This is a genomic window from Psychrobacter sp. DAB_AL43B (assembly GCF_900168255.1).
Classification (GTDB): Bacteria; Pseudomonadota; Gammaproteobacteria; order Pseudomonadales; family Moraxellaceae; genus Psychrobacter.
The window spans coordinates 162,214-180,503 of the sequence record NZ_LT799838.1 but is presented as its reverse complement, the minus strand read 5'-3'; the positions used below and the strand labels follow the sequence as shown (position 1 = coordinate 180,503).

Here is an 18,290-nt window from a genome sequence, read left to right as displayed (position 1 = left end):
ATTAATAGTAATCGTGTTGCTTATCTTATCGTTAATATCGACTTTTCTATCATCAATCACCATAAATCCATCCACCATAATAATAAAGGATATCACCATGAGTAGTTTATCTGACAAACAAGTAGATCTGCAGCTAGACGAACTGCCCGGCTGGCAACGGGATGGTCATGCTATCGTAAAAACTTACCACTTTAGCGATTTTATCGAAGCCATGAGTTTTATGAATCAAGCAGCTTTTCATGCTGAAGCACTTGAGCATCATCCTGAATGGCGCAATACATACAACGTAGTAGAGGTACGCCTGACTACTGGAGATACGGGCGGCATCACCAGTCATGATATTCGTTTAGCAAAACGAATGGAGCATATTGTCCAACCTAAGCGCTTATAAAGACTTATGATTTTTATTGATAAAGTATTACTTAACTGAGTGTGACAAAAGTAGATTAATGACTGGTTATAAACAATCAAAAATTCCATAAACCATACTCATAAAAAAAGTCCTCAAATTGAGGACTTTTTTACCAGCCAGTTTTCTAACTGGCTAAGTTCTTTATATCACAGGTATAATTTTCTATTACATACGGCGAGTAACAAACGCCACGATAAATAGAATTACAGCTAATGCTAACAAGATATAGGCAAAGTTTGCAGATAGTCCAGCGACACCGCCAAACCCTAAGAAACTTGCTAACAATGCGATTACGGCAAAAATAATAGCCCAACGAAACATAATAATTCTCCTCAAATAATCATTGAAAAACCAGATTTTGGGACTAATAGCGTAAATACTAATAAATTAGCTAGTGTTAACTTTACGACAATAGTCTCATCAATTTAATAACTTTACTTTTTGTTTTTAATAGTACTTTTTTAATAGTACTTATAACTGCTTACAAATACAGAGTAGCAATGATTTTCATTAGAAAAGGTTGATTTTGGTAATAATGTCGATAGGTTATGTAAACTTTGTAGCAAATCTTACTATTTCTAGGTTTTTGCTTGGCTTTTCATTACTTATGTGTAGAGATAGTTAGGGTTTACTAAATATTCAGCGCTTTTATGAGAAGATCTGCTATTAATATAAGCATTTTGTCTTACATCAGTTTTTAAAAATTTAGCTCATAAATGGCTTTGGCTGAAGAAAGAAGCACACCTACAAATTAGCATTAAAAGCCAATCGTTTATTAATCTTATTTACTTGTGATAAGGATTTCACAACCGGTACGTCGCAATAAATACACCACACCAAGCATTTAATAAAAACACTTAACAAGGAAAATAACGATGAATACGGATACGTCAAAAAATACCACCCCATCAATTGATGAAAAAGAGAGCAGTAACGAAAAACGACCTTATAAGGTGGTTTTATATGGGGCAACAAGTTTTGTTGGACAAATCACTGCCCATTATTTAGCGGAATTTTTATCTAATGCTAAAGATAAAAATAGCACTGTCACTTGGGCGATAGCCGGTCGTGATGAGGAAAAACTGAATGAGTTGCAGTCTAAACTGGCAAGCAAAGTAGACATTATCATTGCTAATAGTGACGATACCACAAGCCTTGATGAGATGACCAAGCAAACGCAAGTCATTATTTCAACTGTCGGCCCTTACCTCAAATATGGTGAGCCTCTTATTAAGTCTTGTACGGATAATGGTACAGATTATGTCGACCTTACTGGCGAAGCAATATTTATTAAAGATATGATGGACAAGTATCAAGACGCAGCAAAACAAAGTGGCGCTCGTATCGTAAACTCATGTGGTTTCGATTCTATTCCGTCAGACTTAGGCGTCTACTTCACTCAAAAGCAAGCAGAAGAGAAGTTTGGCGAAACTTGCGATGTCATCCATATGCGCGTAAAAGCAGCGAAAGGTGGTCTATCAGGCGGTACAATTGCGTCGATGGCAACTATCTTTGAAGAAGTCGAACAAGATAAATCTCGCCGCAAGCAAGTGGCAAACCCTTATTTGCTTAATGACGATAAAGATGCACCAAACGAGCGCCAAGATAATGTCAGCAAACCAGAATACGATAGCGAACATAAGCGCTGGCTTGCGCCGTTTGTGATGGCAAGCATCAATACTCGTATCGTTCATCGCAGTAATCAACTGCTTGGCTATGAATATGGTCGCGACTTTAAGTATGATGAAGCGATGTGGATGAAAGATGGCGTTAAAGGTAAATTATCGAGCTACGCGATGAGTGCAGGCTTGTTAGGATTTGCTACAGCGATGATGATTAAGCCAAGCCGAGAGTTGCTATCTAAGCACGTTTTACCTAAATCAGGCTCGGGTCCATCTAAAGAAGAGCAAGAAAACGGCTATTTCGATATTCGCCTCTTTGGACAAACCGCTAAAAAAGATAGCATCAATACCAAAGTAACCGGTGACAAAGATCCTGGTTATGGCAGTACTTCACGCATGCTATCACAAGCAGCATTATGCTTAGCGCAAGATATCAGTAAAAAGGAAGTCGGTGGTGGGTTTTGGACGCCAGCCTCTGCGATGGGAGATAAGCTGCTAACACGTCTAGAGGAACATGCTGGTCTTAGTTTCGAAGTTGTAGATAGCTAACATTAATAAATTATAGAGCAATTTGTTCTTAGTATTTTAACAACCGTATCTTGGCAGCAAGATGCGGTTTTTTAATGCCTAATGGCGATCAAAGATGGCTAGGCTAAATTCTATGCTCCTTATACCCATCAAAATATCTATCAATATACCCATCAAAAATCAAAGCTGCAAACTGGCGAAGTAACTGTCAAAAAAATGCATTTATCTGAGGTTATGATTCCTCAAACCGTTATTAATAGTAATAACTTAACGGCTAGTGATTATTCAGCAGGTGCTTGTGATGTAGGCGTTGGACAATCAAACGGTCGCTACGGTGTTTCGGTGCATTGATTGGCAAGTATGTTCCTATTGCAGCTGATATGCTCGTCAACGCCTACATGGACAAGACTGGCAATCCGGTACGCTTGAGCATGCAACAATGCGATAATCACTTTAGTGCTAGATTTCCAACGCCTATTATGGGCGACGTGAAAGAAGCTGAAGCGCTAGACGCACAAGTCGCTATCGCTGGAGCGCGCAGCTTAGAGCCGGTAGTAGTCGAAACTACAGGTGTCATTCGTCCTGCTAAATACCGTGTTAAAGAAGTTATGATTGCACCAGAAGATCAAATAAAACGTATCAATACTGCCGACGGCACAATTATCGCTATCGAAAAAGGCAATGATTTAATACAGTAAAAGCTCTGTTCTATATTCTGATTCGACAAGAATAATACAGTAGTTGCACAAAATCACCTGTAAACACCTGTCCGTTAGATTTTTAATCTATGCACTACATAATTAATAGCTACTTAGTTGGTATCCTTCTGCTTAGAGTTTCTAATCCGATTTAGATCGTTTTATAAAGCTCTGTACCCGAATCGATCATGGTAATCGTCACATTGGTTACCATGATTTTATTTTATCTATAAAATATATTTTAGATATTTTAGATATTTTAAATATATATATTTAAAATTCTAAATAGATTCGTAATATAAAAAAGCTAAATACAGGTCATGTTTAAAACTCTTTAAGCTGACACTATAAGAATGCAAATTAAGGAATCAATTGATGAAAAACCGTACTCTATCTTTGCTTATTGGCGCTGCACTTACTATCCCAAGTTTGGCAATGGCTGCTCCTGCTGAGACTGCCCCAGTAGATATGCAAGATGCTGCTACTGCAACCACTCTTGAAACTGAAGCCGGAAATGCCGATAATGAGTCAGTATCAAATCAATCTAATCCGTTTCAAATTAGTGAAACTCAATCTGTTTCAAGAGCAAGCGTGAACAATAACGCTAGCCAACAACAGATGGCTACTGAACTTCAAGCACAACCAAAAGCCATGCTATTAGAACAACAACCAAAAGCCATGCTATTAGAGCAACAGCCAAAAGCCATGCTATTAGAGCAAGAAGCTTTGCTAGACTCAGAAGAGGATTCATCACAGGTCGAAGATACAGCAGCTCTATAGATGATGAGGCTAACAAAATTATTAGCTTTAATCATTTGAAATAAAGAAGTTAAGTACGTTACCGTATTTCTAGTACACCAACTCTCAGATATATTTCAAATTAAAAAAGGCAGCCTAGTGGCTGCCTTTTTTATTATTTATTACTACTGCTATCGCTATCAATAGAAATTATTTTTTGGTTTTAGTCACGCCAGCTTCTTTCAATAATGCACCAAGGGTACCCATTTTGCTAGGAGCTTCCGCTTTATCTGCTTTTGGCGCCTTGCTACGATTATTACTGGCATTGTCTTTATCTTGGCGATTACCACGAGGCTTCGATGGACGCTTATCTGCTGCTGGATGGCTATTATTTGAACGGTTGCTACGTGGGCGGCTGGCTTTATCTTCATTGCCAGTGCTTGCCGCATTTGACTTCGCTGCTGCACTTGTACGTGCTGGCTTTTCGGCTTCAGGCTTCATACTAAAACCAATGCGACCGCGTTTTTCGTCGATAGCAATGACACGTACCGAGACGATATCACCTGGTTTCACGCGGTTCATCGGGTCTGCGACAAAGTCATTGGCCATCTGCGAAATATGTACCAAACCATCTTGATGCACACCGACGTCAACGAAGCAACCAAAGGCGGTTACGTTAGTAACCACACCCTCTAGAGTCATGCCTTCAGTCAAATCTTTAATGCTGTTAACATCATCACGGAAGTTGGCCGTCTTAAACTCAGGACGTGGATCACGGGCTGGCTTAGCAAGCTCTTCTATAATAGCTTTAACACTGATGTTATCGTCGTTAGCAGCTAGCGCCGTGGTATCAATACTATTTAACACACCATCATTACCCAACACGTCGCTTAATTCTTTGCTAGCTTGCGACAATAAACTATCGACCAGCGCATAGCTTTCTGGATGCACGCCTGTCGCATCAAGTGGATTACTACCACCATGTACGCGTAAGAAACCGGCGGCTTGCTCAAATGTCTTAGCACCTAAGCGCGGGACATTTTTTAATGACTCACGGCTATCAAAAGCGCCATGCTCTTTGCGATAAGTAACGATTTGCTGAGCAACATTACGATTCAGACCAGCGATATGTGCCAAAATAGCAGGGCTTGCGGTGTTCACATCAACACCAACTGCGTTCACGCTATCCTGAGTTACTTTGTCTAGGCTATCTGCTAACTGAGTTTGATTGACATCATGCTGATATTGACCAACACCGATGGCTTTTGGATCAACCTTAACCAGCTCTGACAATGGATCTTGTAGACGGCGGGCAATAGAAACAGCGCCGCGTACAGAGACATCCATATTCGCAAGCTCGTCACTAGCCAGCTCACTGGCTGAATAGACGGATGCGCCCGATTCATTCACGATAACCGCTTTGGCTTTTAGCGCATCATTCGCTGCCAAAATCTCTTTAATCATCGCGTCTGTTTCGCGACTCGCCGTACCATTACCGATAGCGACCAAATCGACGTTATAAGTGCTTAATAGCTCATCGATGACTGCTTTTGCTTCATTCATTTTATTGTCAGGTGCAAACGGATATACCGTTGCGACAACAGGCTTATCTTCGCTATCTAACATAACATGACCTTGCGCATCGACGATGGCCATTTTTACACCATGACGGATACCGGGATCAACACCCAAGATAACTTTACGACCGGCAGGTGCTGACATTAATAAATGCTGTAAGTTATTAGCAAAAACATCAATAGCATCAGCTTCAGCGGTCAGACGTTTCTCAGTCAATAAACGATGTTCGATATGCGGACGCCACTTATCTTTCCATAAGCTACTAGCCGCTTCTGTCAAAAACTCTTGACGTGCAGCAGGCGCTTTGGCATCAATTTCAAAGTGTTTAACGATTTTTTCAATAAATGGCGCGTCTTCGCCTTCAATCTTTAGACCCAAGACGTTTTCTTGACGACCACGCAGCATGGCTAATAAGCGATGGTTTGGCAGACGCGCAAGACTTTCGCTATGCTCAAAGTAATCTTTAAACTTCTCGCCGACTTCACGTTTTTCATCACTCGCAACGCTAGAGATGATAGTGGCTGTCTTGGCAAAGCCACTACGTAAGTTATCAAGTAAATCTAGCGCTTGCGTCCATTCATCAACAATGATGGCTTGTACGCCAGCAAGTTGCTTTTCGATATCACTAAAGTCAACTTCAATCTCATTACCGCTATCATCGGTAATGCTAGACTGTACTTGATAGTCTGCTAGCGCATCGGTTGGCGTGATTTCTTGCGTTAAGACTGCTTGGGCGGCAATATCTAAACCCGCAGCACGTGCTTTGGCAGCTGGTGAACGGCGACGCGGACGATATGGCAAGTAGATGTCTTCAAGCTCAAGTTTCGACGTCGCATTATCAATACGCGTCTGTAGCTCGTCGGTCAAATTGCCTTGCGCGCTTAGCAGCTCAGTAATTTTGAGGCGACGGGTTGCCATGTCACGCTCATAATTAAGAGACTTCTCCAAGGCTCGCAATTGCGCATCGTCAAGATCCTGAGTCTTTTCTTTACGGTAACGGGCAATAAACGGGACGGTCGCGCCTTCATCGTAAAGCTTCACAAACGCATTGACTTGAGCAGTCTTAATGCCAAGCGCGCGAGCAAGCTTGTCGTGAATATTCGCGTGTGTGGTTGCATCCAAAACCTGTGCATTTGTCGAGGTTTGAGATGGCGTTAAGGTATCAGTGCTACTCATATACGTATCAATCGTTGAGAAATGTAGCTTTGCATTATAGCAAAAGCTGCATGAATAAAAATCCTTTTTATCTTTTCGTTATTTATCACGTGTTTTATAGCAAAAATCTTCTTATAAGCTTGTTTCTAGCGCCTTGTTAAACAAACACATACAGCATTTATCCTTATGAGTGATGCATTTATGACTGCAATCTTATACACTAAAGTATCAATAGCATAAATATTGCTAGATGCTACTACATTGAACAAAAGCCTTTAATTTTTATAGATTTTTTTAATAATCAATGGAAGGACGCTTAAATAACAACCGTTTTTTATTACGAATGTTTTTTATTACGAATGTTTTTTATTGAGAGTTTCTGCTAATAATAATTTTTATAAGAGGATGCCTGTATGACTGATAATAACAGCCCTGATACTTTAACTCAGCGTATTTTAGTCGTCGATGACGATGCACGTTTGCGCTCTTTGTTACAGCGCTTCCTAGAAGATGATGGTTTTGTCGTCCGTACGGCGCACGATGGCAATCAGATGGATAAATTGCTGCAGCGTGAGCTCTTTTCTTTAGTAGTATTGGATTTGATGCTACCAGGCGAAGACGGTATCAGTATCTGTAAGCGTCTACGAGAAGATAACGGCGACATCCCAATTATCATGCTCACCGCCAAAGGTGGCGACGCGGATCGTATCGCAGGGCTTGAAGCGGGTGCGGATGATTATTTACCAAAGCCGTTTAATCCAAAAGAGCTGTTGGCTCGTATCAAAGCCGTATTACGCCGTCAAAATCGCGAGCTCCCTGGTGCGCCAAGTCATCAGCTTGAAGTAGTTGAATTTGGCCCATGGACACTTGATTTATCGACTCGTACGCTCAAACGTGACGGCAATGTTGTTACCTTAACGACGGGTGAATTTTCGGTATTAAAGGCTTTAGTGCAGCATCCACGTGAGCCATTAACTCGTGATAAATTGATGAACCTTGCCCGTGGTCGTGAATGGGGTGCGATGGAGCGCTCTATCGATGTGCAAGTATCACGTTTACGTCGCCTGATTGAGGACAATCCTTCACAAGCGCGCTATATCCAGACTGTCTGGGGTGTGGGCTATGTGTTCGTTCCTGACGAGGCAGAAGTAGAAGCCGCTAAAAGTGAGTCGCTGTAACTTAATAAATTTTCAGTCTCTCTTATAGTACAAAAAACCCCTGCACACTTGTGAACTGACCCCCATAAGTTGGACACAACTTATGGGGTATTTTTATGCGTTATACACTAGACTTCAAGATCGAAGTCATCGCATACTATCGGCAAGGACATACCGGACTTGCCACAAGTGAGAAGTTTAAAGTAGATTCGAAACTTGTACAAAAATGGGTTAAGCAATACCAAAGCGGTGGCATAGATGCCATCAAGCCAAAGTCGAGTAAAGCTCACTATAGTCGCAAGTTTAAACATCACGTGATTACGACCATGTTAGAGCAAGGATTAAGTCAATCCGAGGTCGCTTTAACGTTCAACATCAGCTCACCTGCCTTAATTAGTCATTGGCACAAAGCGTATCGGCTTTATGGCATGTCTGGACTAATATCCAAACGTAAAGGTAGAACCGCCATGACCAAGCCATTTATTACCGACAAACCAGATGATGAAAAAACACTAGCAGAACTCAAACGTGAGAATGAATACCTACGTGCGGAGGTTGCCTACCTAAAAAAGCTAGATGCCTTGCTCAAACAAAAGGAACAAGCAGTGACAAAGCAAGGCTCATCGAAGCACTAAGGGATAGCTGTTGTTTATCTGACTTACTTAAAGCCTCATGTCTGCCTAAAAGCGTCTTTTATTACCATAGAACAAAGCTTGAGAGTGACGATAAGTACGCTGATTTGAAACAGCGAATAACTGAGCTTTACCATCAGCATAAAGGCAGGTATGGCTACCGTAGAGTCACGGCCGCGTTAAAGTACCTAGGGATTCATCACAACCATAAGCTCATTGCTAAGCTTATGCGTCAAATGAAGCTTAGCGCAAAGATAAGACGTCAGAAGTACCGCTCCTATAAAGGACAACAAGGTAAAATCGCGAAGAATCATTTAAAGCGCCAGTTTTATTCAGGTCATCCGCATAAACGCTGGCTCACTGACATTACTGAGTTTAAGGTGGGTGATAATAAGCTGTATTTATCGCCTATACTCGATTGTTATAACAATGAGATCGTCAGTTATACGCTCTCAAGGCGCCCGACCTATGACTTAGTTAGTAAGATGCTTGATGATGCTTTAGCAAAGACTAAAGCGTGTCGTGATAAGGCACTAATGCTGCACTCTGATCAAGGACGGCATTATCAAATGAGACAGTTTGGACAGGTGCTTAAACAGCATGGTATTAAGCTGTAGTGGTCAACTAATTTAGGACACCTGATAAGAGGTTTTTATTAAAGTATCGTTTCTCTTTTTCTAGCGGTGTTAAATAATCGTTGAAAGTATGCGGTCTCACGGTTTGATAATAGCCCCAGATATAATTACTGATGGCGATCTTAGCTTCAGTAATATTCTCATAACCGCCCTTTGGCATCCATTCAGTCTTAAAACTTCTAAAGAAGCGTTCAGTAGGCGCGTTGTCCCAACAATTACCACGACGACTCATACTCTGTGTCATACCTTCACAACTCGCCACGGATTCAGCAAACTTCTTACTGGTGTAATGGGTTCCCTGATCAGAGTGAAACAGCACTCCAATTGGCTGTAAGCGCGTCTGATATGCCATCTGCAGCGCTTTGGTTGTCAGCATACTGTCAGGCGAATCTGACACGGCAAAGCCAACAATACGACGGGCATATAAATCTAAAACAACAGCTAAATAGCACCAGCCGCCTTTGATACGAATATATGTGACATCGCCCGTCCAGACTTGATTGGGTGCTGTTTGACTGAAATTTCTATTTAAGATATTGTGATGGGTTTTATGCGCCTCGTCAGCGTGCTTGTATTTATGCATCTTTAACTGACAGCTTTTAAGCCCCATCTGCGCCATGAATTTACCTGCTATATAGCGGGTCAGCTTGATGCCGTGTTCATTCATTAGTATGGCGGCAATGCTGCGAGCGCCTGCTGATTGCTTTGAGTCGTTAAATATTTGACGAATTAATGCCTTGTGCTTGACGGTTTCAAGACTGATGGGCTTGGGCTGCATGCCATAGTAGTAATTGCTTTTCATCACGCCAAACAGCTTGAACAAAAGGCTTTTACTCACCTGTTTATCTTGCTCTGCCAGATTTCTTATCAACGATAGCCGTTCAGACTGTCCAATGCCAGCAGAGCAGAAGCCTTTTTTAGAATGTCACGCTCCATAGTCAGCCGCTTAACTTGTTTGCGCAATTCTTGAAGTTCTCGCTGTTCATCCGTTAAAGCGTTGCCGACTTTAGGTGCTTGGCCACTCATTTCTTGACGGTATTGACTCAGCCATTTCTGCAAGGTGGATTTACCTATCCCTAAGGAATCGGCCACATCAGGTATGGTGCGGTTGTGATCAACAACTAAGCTGATGGCTTCTAATTTAAATTCTCGGGTATATTGATTGCGTTTGTTGGTCATACTATTTTCCTCTTTGGGTTAGTATAAACCTCTTACGTGCTGTCCTAATTTATTATGCCACTACAAGCAAAGTATGAGCAGAAAAGGCAACTGCTTAGATAACGCACTGATGGAAGGGTTCTTCGGGACACTTAAGTGTGAGACGATTTATATTGAAAAACCTCAAACGATTGAGGATTTAGAACAACAGATTCACGAGTATATTCATTATTACAACAATGAGCGTATTCAGATGAAACTGAAAGGACTGAGTCCTGTGCAGTACAGAACTCAGTCCTTGGGGTAAACTAAACCGTCCAACATTTGGGGCTCAGTTCACTTGTGACAGGGGTTTTTTGACTGCTTTTTTATTCAACTACGGCTTTATTTAACTGCTTGATGGTAGATACTGTCAATTCAAAATAAAAACATGCGCTCATAGCAATATGCTAATTTTTCATCTTAACGTAATTGACTGTCTTTACTACCGCGGCGATTAAATAACTCAGTGGCCTTTGCTTCTTGTTCAAGCTCCGTCTGACAGCTAACGCAATGCTGTATACCGGGTACAGCTAACCGCCGTGCTTCTGGAATCGGCTTACCGCACTCATCGCAGAACTCCGCGCTTTTACCTGTCGGTAGTGCACGGCGTGCGCGCTCTAGCGCATCGTTGACGGTCGCATCCATTTGTTCATGCTCAGCACCATCTCTTGACCAACCACCTGCCATAATCCATCCTTATTATTTATAATTTATATAAAACGCTTTAATAACAAATAGATGGGGTTATATATCGTTAATTTCAATGTATCAGCATCGATAAATTGCGACTAATCTTTTGGCTGTAGCTCGACCACTTGACCACGTACGCCAATACTTTCATCACTCATCAAGCAAACATACCCTGCCATAATGTCATCAGGAGTTTTGAGACTCATCGGATTCTCTCCTGGATACGCATGGGCACGCATATTGGTACGAGTGCCGCCAGGATTGACACAGTTAAAACGCAAATTGGTGGTGTTTTGCGTCTCTTGGGTGAAAATATCACTCATACCCTCAACCGCTTGCTTGGAAAGCGCATAAGCACCCCAAAAGGCGCGAGGATGTGTCCCTACGCTGCTCGATGTGAAAACAATGGAACCATGAGGCGCATCCTTAAGTAAAGGTAATAACGCTTGCGTGAGCATAAAGGTAGAGGTAAAGTTAATCTTCATTACTTGGGCAAACATATCAACATCGTACATCTCAAGCGGTGTCAATGCGCCAAGCATCCCAGCATTATGCAAAATACCATCAAGCTGACCCACTTCTCTATGAATCAAATTTTCTAACTTTTGCATTTCAGCATAAGTAGCACCTTCTAAATTCATCGGTAGCATGGCCGGCTGCTTGCCACCAAAGCTTTCGATTTCATCATAAACGTATTCAAGCTTACTGCTGGTACGTCCTAATAGCAGTACCGTGGCACCATAACGCGCATAGGTTAAAGCCGCGACACGACCAATGCCATCACCCGCCCCTGTGACCAAGATATTTTTACCATCTAAACAGTTATCAGGTGCTGCAAAATGCCGAATATCATCGTGAGTTAAAGATGGCATAGAATGTTGTACGGTTTGTGGTTTACTTTGCTGATTTTCTGTCTGACTCGCTGACTGATTCGTATGGTCACTCATGGCATTACTCACTGCTTATCATTTAATAGATGGGATGTTTAATCATTGCGGCACGTGTTAAAACACTGACTGATAACGCGTTTGATTTATAGCTGATTTCATTTATAGATAGTCAAACTTACCAGAAGAAAGCAACAGTTTGTTCAATTGTTTAGGAGTATCAGTAATATAATCTGCGCCCCACTTCTTCAAGTTATTTTGATCTTCAGGTGGAATATAGCCATAAGCGGCTAAAATAGTGGGCATGCCAGCAGCATTACCAGCCTCGATATCACGGACGTGATCTCCTACGTAGAGTACACTTTCAGCAGCACCTCGAGGGATACCAAGCTTTTCTAACGCCACATACATAGGCTCCGGATCAGGCTTGGGGCGTGACACGTCATCAGGACAAACTAAAACCGCACAGCGCCCATCTAGCTCCATTTTTTCTAATAACTGCTCTGCTAAATAACGTGGTTTATTGGTCACAATACCCCACGGTACGCCTTTTAATTCAAGTGTGCTCAGAACTTCTTCAAGCTCACTAAATACACAGCTATCGACGCAAATCTCTGCTTCGTAATCGTCTAAAAACTGCTGACGAAACTCAAGTAAAGTTTCCTCACTGAAATCAACTTGGTCGTTGTGACGTAACATGAGCTTTACCATCGCTGAGGCACCCGCAGAGACTTGCTCGCGAATTTCTGCTTCAGATGGCGCTTGCCACTCATTTTCACGGCTCATTTTACCAATAATTCTTACAAAATCAGCGGCTGTATCGATCAATGTCCCATCAAGGTCAAACAAAACAGCTTTCACAAATTGGCTCATAATGGGCGCTCTTAGTTATGGTTATCAAATATTTTTTTAAACAAGGGGTTTTTGCACTGCCATCATATAATTCACATCGACATTTTGTGCCAGCCAGTAGCGTTTGGTCAGCGGATTATAGTGTAGTCCAATGATGTCTTGACGCGTAAATCCTGCATTAATAGCCATTTTATCTAGCTCAGCTGGAGTAATAAATTTTGCGTAATCATGGGTGCCGCGATCAAGTAAGCGCAAGACATACTCTGCACCAACGATGGCAAACAGATACGATTTAGGATTGCGATTGATGGTCGATAGGACGCAAACGCCACCTGGCGCTAGTAACTTAAAGCAAGCTTCTACAATGGCGCTTGGGTCTGGCACATGCTCAAGCATCTCCATGCAGGTTACCACATCGAACTGCCCAGCATGAGTAGCTGCCAATGCTTCAATCGGGATATGCTGATAGCGCAAGCTCTCATTTAAGTGGCTTTGTTCAGCGTGTAAGCTAGCAGCTTTTAGGTTTTCCGTACCGAGATCAATACCGGTCACATCCGCGCCGCGCCGTGCCATTGATTCCGACAAGATACCACCGCCGCAACCTACATCCAGCACCTTTTTACCAGCCAAACCCATTTCTGCAGTTTTCGTATGGTCTCTACTTATATAGCCGCGCTTAACGTTTTCTTCTATCCAATTAAGACGCAGCGGATTGATTTCGTGTAAGGTAGCAAAAGCCCCGGTTTTATTCCACCACTCACTTGCCAAGTTGTTAAATTTTTCAACTTCGCTTGCATCTACATTGATAGCGGTAGCAATAGTATCGTCAAGACCATTAACAGCATTGGTATCGTTATTTCCTTGACTACTCAAAGACTGCTCAGAAGATAAAGCTTGGCTCATAGGATTTTTCCTTTATTGGCATTATAGTTATTATCGTATACAGTGCATGATTATACAGTCAATATTAGCATGGGAGCAGCGGCTTTGTCGTGCGTACATCGTCACCGATTGTGAATCGGCTGACTGTATACTTAGGCGTTACCATTATCGGGTATCAACTTTTTATAATAAGTGATAAATAACAGTGGCTTTAATTATTTTAAATCGCCTTAAATGATGACATTCTTAAATGCTAATTTTGAATAATCAGAATCTTGAGCAATGATAAGCTTTAAAAACCGTAAGCTTAAAAGTTATCAGTAAGATACCTTAAATAATAGCGCACAGCTTTACAACCTTTAGTTAAGAATCAGGTTCACAAGTACCAGCATTTTACGTTATTATAGTCGCTACTCTACTATAGGTCGATTCAATCGAAGAATGGTCGTTTATCCATTCCAAAACCTATATCAACATCCCAAGAAATCTCTAAATCTCGATACCTCAAGGAATAAGTATGAAACGTATCATCGCATTGACTGGTCTAGCTTGTGCTATTGGGCTTGCCAATATGGGCGCTCAAGCCGCCAATTATGTCGCAGGAAAAGACTATCGTGTGCTAGACAACCCAGAAAAAATCAGCGGTGATGCTATCATTGTGCGTGAGTTCTTTTGGTATGGTTGCCCACATTGTAACGTTCTCAATCCGCATATGGAAAAATGGGCAAAAACCAAGGGTAAAGATGTGGCATTCTTTAAAACGCCAGCAGCGCTTAACCCTGTTTGGGAAGCCAGCGCCCGTGGTTTTTATGCCGCTCAGTTATTAGGCTATGAAGACAAAACCCATGATGCGCTATTTGAGGCAGTACATAAAGATGGCAAGCAATTATTCGACCAAGCTTCATTAAGCAAATGGTATGCGTCTAAAGGCGTTGACCAAAAGAAATTTAACAGCCTTTATAACTCATTTGCTGTGGGTACAAAAATCGGTCGCTCACAAGCAGGTGCTAAGCGTTATCAAATCTCAGGTGTACCAGCCGTTATCGTCCAAGGCAAATATGTCGTGACTGGCGAAAGTGCTACTGTACCTAAAGTGGTTGATTACTTAGTCAATAAAGTACGTGCTGAGAAAAAGTAATTCAGCTTATATAGCTAATAGAATGTAAAAAAGCCAATCATAGTGATTGGCTTTTTTATGGTCTATCGAAAGATTTTTTGCTAGCCTTTATGTTTTATAAGGTTGCTATTCTAAAACAATAAAATAACTAACCTTTTAACTGCGACAATATCGCCACTTCACGAATATAGCTTGCTAGGTCTTCTTTAGACTCCGCCATCAATTCATCATCTTGCGTATGTTTGGCGTATTCAATCCACAGCAGCAGCTGATACATACTATTACGCTCAGAGGCTTTATATTGTTTAACGAACTGCTTGAGCGTGCCTTCGTCATTGATGTTTAAACGCTCATGCCAACTTTCAATTTTAGACACCTGCTCTTTTGGAAAAAAAGCATCAAACAAGGCTTTTACCAATTCATGGCGGTTTTCTTCACTGATAAGTTTACCAACGCGTTTGGTTTGGCGATTACGTGCATTGGCACTAGTAATATCGGCAAGCGCCATCAACTCTGCCATAAAGTAATCGCTTGCTGGTAGGTTTTTGAGCTGCTTTTTCGATAAGCTCGCAAGCGGTATCGACAACTGTTGCAAGCGCTCATGAGATTTTTTAAGCTCTGTGCGCGAGACGCGCATATCATGTTCTGACCAGTCAATCATAAAAGCTTTCCGTTTTCGAGATAATAAATAATAAAGTTAATAATGCTTTTTATACAGTCAATTCAAAATAACAGCGTGTTGCCCGCGCTTACTAACTACTACCAACGATACTTTTCGCGATGCTTGGCAACAACGGTCAAGCCCTCAGGTAGGCTGGCTGTCAGCTTATCTTGTAAATGCTTAGTAATGAACACCGAGCGATGTTTGCCGCCCGTACAACCTATAGCGACCGTTACCGTATGACGGTTATTATGTAAAAAATCCGGTAACCACCGATTGAGGAATTTGGCGATATCTTCAGTCATCTCCGACACTTCCGGATAATCGGCAAAAAACTCAGCCACTTCGGCGTCAAGACCAGTCGCAGCTCGCAGGGTCGGATTCCAGTGCGGATTGGGTAAAATCCGGACATCAAAGACAAAGTCTGCATCGATAGGGCTGCCGTATTTAAAACCAAAAGATAACAGATTAATGACTATCTGATTATCAACGCCGACATAATCACGAAGGCGCTCTTTTAGCTGATGAATATTCAGCATACTGGTATCTATTTTGATATCAGCCTGTTTAAATATCGGCTGCAAAAGCTTGATTTCTTTTTCAATTGCCGCGGGTAAGTTATAAACTGTATTCTCTACGCCTTTGGTATCTTGTACCATCAAAGGGTGAATGCGGCGGGTGGCATTAAAGCGCGCAACTAAGGTTTCCTCTTGTGCCGTCACATACATCACTGTGACCGCGTCTTCGCCATAGGTTTGCTTTAAAGCATCATGAGTTGCAGCAAAATTCGATAAATCCGCACGCGGCGTACGAATGTCGACGCCAAGTGCGATGCGTTTAATACCGCTATCACAAACCAGCTTTTGTGCCGCTTCAGGAACCAAAGACAAAGGTAGGTTATCAATAGAGTAATAGCCTAAATCCTCTAGGATATTTAGTACTGAGGTTTTACCTGATCCTGAACGTCCTGACACGACCAATATACTCAACCGATCATTAGCTGATATTTGCTTTGCTTGATCGTTATTACCGTCATTACTTACATTCATGTTCCGTCATCCTAATAAATTGCATCCCGCAAATTACTGTGTCATAACGGCTGCTTGCCCGTCACTAACTGATTGTCCAACAAGCGCGCACGACCTAACCATGCAGCAACCAAAATAACAAACGGCTGATTATCACTGACGCTTGCATAGTTACGAGCGATAGCAGTCAGTTCAGCCGTTTTTATTTCTAGATAATCAATAATAAAACCTGCACTGGTCATGCGCTGGCGAGACTCTTCTAAAAGCTTCTCAAACCCTTGCTGCTCATATTTTCCGTCGCCAATCTGTTTGGCTAAATACTGTAATTCTTGCTGCAAAATCGGCGCTGTTTGGCGCTCAGATTCGCTTAAGTACTGATTACGAGAGGATAGTGCTAGGCCATCAGCAGCACGCACAATAGGCGCGCCAATGATATCAATGGCATAACTCAAATCACGAACCAATTGCTTAATAATCGCCAATTGCTGATAGTCTTTTTGGCCAAAAATAGCCACATCAGGTTGCACAATATTAAAGAGCTTAGAGACGACGATGCCTACCCCATCAAAGTGGCTAGGACGTGATTGACCGCATAACTGACCGGCAATCTCCCCTGCGAGCACTGATGTAGGCGGCGGTAATACGGGATACATCTCATCAATACTTGGTGCAAACACGTAATCTGCACCAACGTTTACCAGTTTTGCGACATCGTTATCTAACGTGCGTGGATAGCTATCAAAATCTTCGCCAACGCCAAATTGAGTCGGATTAACAAAGATACTAACGACCACGATATCGGCATGCTGTTTGGCTATTTTTACCAGCTCTAGATGACCATCGTGCAAATTTCCCATCGTTGGTACTAAAGCAATGCGTTGTTGTTTAGCACGGTAAAGCTGTAGAGTCGCTCTCAACGCTGAGATATGATGATGAATAATGGGCATGGTTAAATAGTCTTCTACTTATAAGCATAAACACTAGAATGTTATATCAGCCTAGCTGAATTGGTGCTGCTCTGTGGGGAAACTGCCTTCACGTACCGATTGCTGATAAAGGGCAAATGCGCCTTCGATACTATGCTCAGTATTGCGCTCATCGGTCAAAAAATCATGAACAAAGCGCGGAACGCGACCATGTACCATACCTAGCATGTCATGCATGACCAATACTTGACCATCCGTATCTGCACCAGCCCCAATGCCTATTACTGGCACTGCAACCGCTTCTGTTACGGCTTTGGCCAGCTCAGCAGGCACGCATTCTAGTACTAAAAGGGCAGCACCTGCGGCAACCACAGCTTTAGCATCTTCTATTAGCTTCTTGCCAGCCTCATCACCGCGACCTTGGATTTTATAACCGCCAAACACATTGACTGACTGTGGTGTTAATCCTAAATGCGCACAAGTTGGCGTGCCTGCTTGCGCCAATGTTGTCACCAACTCGCAAAGCTCACTACCGCCTTCGATTTTAATCACATGCGCGCCTGCTTGCATCAGCTTACGACTATTAGTAACCGCTTCTGGCAGAGTCACATAACTCATAAATGGCAGGTCAGCTAAAATGAGGGCGTGCTTGTTACTACGCGCGATATTGGCCGTATGATAAGCCATATCATCGACGGTCACAGGCAACGTTGAATCATGGCCTTGCACCACCATGCCCAAACTATCACCAATCAAAATCGTATCGATTTGTGCCTTTTCCATCATGCGCGCAAACATCGCGTCATAACAGGTCAGGCAAGTAAACTTGGTGCCGTCTTTTTTAAATTTATTTAAAGTAGATAACGTTGTCATATCACCCTCAATACTTTTA

At 42.2% G+C, this 18,290-nt stretch carries 21 protein-coding genes and 1 pseudogene; 10 read left to right on the top strand and 12 right to left on the bottom strand.

All coding sequences use genetic code 11. From position 1 onward, the window contains the following. The first annotated feature begins 97 nt into the window (after positions 1-97). Positions 98-391, top strand: a complete 294-nt coding sequence (locus DABAL43B_RS00775; RefSeq protein WP_079690635.1) for a 4a-hydroxytetrahydrobiopterin dehydratase — start codon at positions 98-100, stop codon at positions 389-391. Positions 392-577: 186 nt separating this feature from the next. On the opposite strand, the gene DABAL43B_RS00770 is transcribed toward DABAL43B_RS00775, so the two are convergent. Further along, the gene (locus DABAL43B_RS00770) at positions 578-733 is read right to left on the bottom strand and encodes a DUF1328 domain-containing protein (protein WP_079690634.1); all 156 of its coding nucleotides are present in this window, start codon (positions 731-733) and stop codon (positions 578-580) included. 554 nt (positions 734-1,287) lie between these two features. On the opposite strand from DABAL43B_RS00770, the gene DABAL43B_RS00765 reads away from it, so the two are divergent. The 4 genes from DABAL43B_RS00765 to DABAL43B_RS00755 all read left to right on the top strand — a co-directional run bounded on the left by DABAL43B_RS00765 (position 1,288) and on the right by DABAL43B_RS00755 (position 4,040). Then, entirely contained in the window at positions 1,288-2,583 is a 1,296-nt protein-coding gene (locus DABAL43B_RS00765) for a saccharopine dehydrogenase family protein (protein WP_079690633.1), read from the top strand. 195 nt (positions 2,584-2,778) lie between these two features. Continuing rightward, positions 2,779-2,913 (top strand): hypothetical protein, encoded by a 135-nt coding sequence (locus DABAL43B_RS14430; RefSeq protein WP_264753825.1) that lies wholly within the window; start codon positions 2,779-2,781, stop codon positions 2,911-2,913. Further along, positions 2,910-3,260 carry a hypothetical protein gene (locus tag DABAL43B_RS14290; RefSeq protein WP_079690632.1) on the top strand — a complete coding sequence of 117 codons (351 nt, stop codon included), beginning with the start codon at positions 2,910-2,912 and terminating at the stop codon, positions 3,258-3,260. Before DABAL43B_RS14430 ends, DABAL43B_RS14290 begins: the two co-directional genes overlap by 4 nt. Positions 3,261-3,635: 375 nt before the next feature. Continuing rightward, a complete protein-coding gene (locus DABAL43B_RS00755; RefSeq protein ID WP_079690631.1) occupies positions 3,636-4,040 on the top strand; it encodes a hypothetical protein in 405 nt (134 codons plus the stop codon). Positions 4,041-4,208: 168 nt separating this feature from the next. On the opposite strand, the gene DABAL43B_RS00750 is transcribed toward DABAL43B_RS00755, so the two are convergent. Then, positions 4,209-6,752 (bottom strand): Tex family protein, encoded by a 2,544-nt coding sequence (locus DABAL43B_RS00750; protein WP_079690630.1) that lies wholly within the window; start codon positions 6,750-6,752, stop codon positions 4,209-4,211. A gap of 392 nt (positions 6,753-7,144) precedes the next feature. Here DABAL43B_RS00750 and ompR point away from each other — a divergent pair, with 392 nt between their 5' ends. From ompR to DABAL43B_RS00735, 3 genes are all read left to right on the top strand, one after another. Then, positions 7,145-7,909, top strand: a complete 765-nt coding sequence (ompR, locus tag DABAL43B_RS00745; protein ID WP_079690629.1) for a two-component system response regulator OmpR — start codon at positions 7,145-7,147, stop codon at positions 7,907-7,909. Between the two features lie 95 nt (positions 7,910-8,004). Beyond that, positions 8,005-8,523 carry a helix-turn-helix domain-containing protein gene (locus tag DABAL43B_RS00740; protein ID WP_079690628.1) on the top strand — a complete coding sequence of 173 codons (519 nt, stop codon included), beginning with the start codon at positions 8,005-8,007 and terminating at the stop codon, positions 8,521-8,523. Beyond that, positions 8,427-9,137 carry an IS3 family transposase gene (locus DABAL43B_RS00735; protein WP_145952476.1) on the top strand — a complete coding sequence of 237 codons (711 nt, stop codon included), beginning with the start codon at positions 8,427-8,429 and terminating at the stop codon, positions 9,135-9,137. Before DABAL43B_RS00740 ends, DABAL43B_RS00735 begins: the two co-directional genes overlap by 97 nt. Positions 9,138-9,144: 7 nt before the next feature. Here DABAL43B_RS00735 and DABAL43B_RS00730 read toward each other — a convergent pair whose 3' ends face one another. Further along, positions 9,145-10,026: an IS3 family transposase gene (locus DABAL43B_RS00730; protein WP_171996307.1), complete on the bottom strand. Its 882-nt coding sequence runs from the start codon at positions 10,024-10,026 to the stop codon at positions 9,145-9,147. Beyond that, positions 10,023-10,334 (bottom strand): transposase, encoded by a 312-nt coding sequence (locus DABAL43B_RS00725; protein ID WP_079690625.1) that lies wholly within the window; start codon positions 10,332-10,334, stop codon positions 10,023-10,025. Before DABAL43B_RS00725 ends, DABAL43B_RS00730 begins: the two co-directional genes overlap by 4 nt. Positions 10,335-10,398: 64 nt before the next feature. Here DABAL43B_RS00725 and DABAL43B_RS00720 point away from each other — a divergent pair. Beyond that, a pseudogene (locus tag DABAL43B_RS00720) lies at positions 10,399-10,620 on the top strand (transposase); the annotation flags it as partial. Between the two features lie 155 nt (positions 10,621-10,775). On the opposite strand, the gene DABAL43B_RS00715 reads toward DABAL43B_RS00720, so the two are convergent. From DABAL43B_RS00715 to ubiG, 4 genes are all read right to left on the bottom strand, one after another. After that, positions 10,776-11,042, bottom strand: a complete 267-nt coding sequence (locus tag DABAL43B_RS00715; protein WP_079690623.1) for a DksA/TraR family C4-type zinc finger protein — start codon at positions 11,040-11,042, stop codon at positions 10,776-10,778. Positions 11,043-11,143: 101 nt separating this feature from the next. Further along, a complete protein-coding gene (locus DABAL43B_RS00710; protein WP_079690622.1) occupies positions 11,144-11,992 on the bottom strand; it encodes a YciK family oxidoreductase in 849 nt (282 codons plus the stop codon). Between the two features lie 102 nt (positions 11,993-12,094). After that, positions 12,095-12,805, bottom strand: a complete 711-nt coding sequence (locus tag DABAL43B_RS00705; protein WP_079690621.1) for an HAD family hydrolase — start codon at positions 12,803-12,805, stop codon at positions 12,095-12,097. Between the two features lie 36 nt (positions 12,806-12,841). Beyond that, entirely contained in the window at positions 12,842-13,687 is an 846-nt protein-coding gene (gene ubiG, locus DABAL43B_RS00700; RefSeq protein ID WP_079690620.1) for a bifunctional 2-polyprenyl-6-hydroxyphenol methylase/3-demethylubiquinol 3-O-methyltransferase UbiG, read from the bottom strand. 496 nt (positions 13,688-14,183) lie between these two features. Between ubiG and DABAL43B_RS00695 the strand changes: the two genes are divergently transcribed. Continuing rightward, positions 14,184-14,804 carry a thiol:disulfide interchange protein DsbA/DsbL gene (locus tag DABAL43B_RS00695; protein ID WP_079690619.1) on the top strand — a complete coding sequence of 207 codons (621 nt, stop codon included), beginning with the start codon at positions 14,184-14,186 and terminating at the stop codon, positions 14,802-14,804. A 127-nt stretch (positions 14,805-14,931) separates the two neighbouring features. Here the strand turns inward: DABAL43B_RS00695 and yjgA are convergent, their stop codons facing one another. The 4 genes from yjgA to panB form a co-directional block, all read right to left on the bottom strand. After that, entirely contained in the window at positions 14,932-15,444 is a 513-nt protein-coding gene (gene yjgA, locus DABAL43B_RS00690; protein ID WP_079690618.1) for a ribosome biogenesis factor YjgA, read from the bottom strand. A gap of 98 nt (positions 15,445-15,542) precedes the next feature. Continuing rightward, positions 15,543-16,493, bottom strand: a complete 951-nt coding sequence (gene rapZ, locus DABAL43B_RS00685; RefSeq protein WP_079690617.1) for an RNase adapter RapZ — start codon at positions 16,491-16,493, stop codon at positions 15,543-15,545. A gap of 41 nt (positions 16,494-16,534) precedes the next feature. Further along, positions 16,535-17,419 (bottom strand): pantoate--beta-alanine ligase, encoded by an 885-nt coding sequence (panC, locus tag DABAL43B_RS00680; protein ID WP_079690616.1) that lies wholly within the window; start codon positions 17,417-17,419, stop codon positions 16,535-16,537. Positions 17,420-17,470: 51 nt separating this feature from the next. Further along, a complete protein-coding gene (panB, locus tag DABAL43B_RS00675; protein WP_079690615.1) occupies positions 17,471-18,271 on the bottom strand; it encodes a 3-methyl-2-oxobutanoate hydroxymethyltransferase in 801 nt (266 codons plus the stop codon). Positions 18,272-18,290 lie beyond the last annotated feature (19 nt).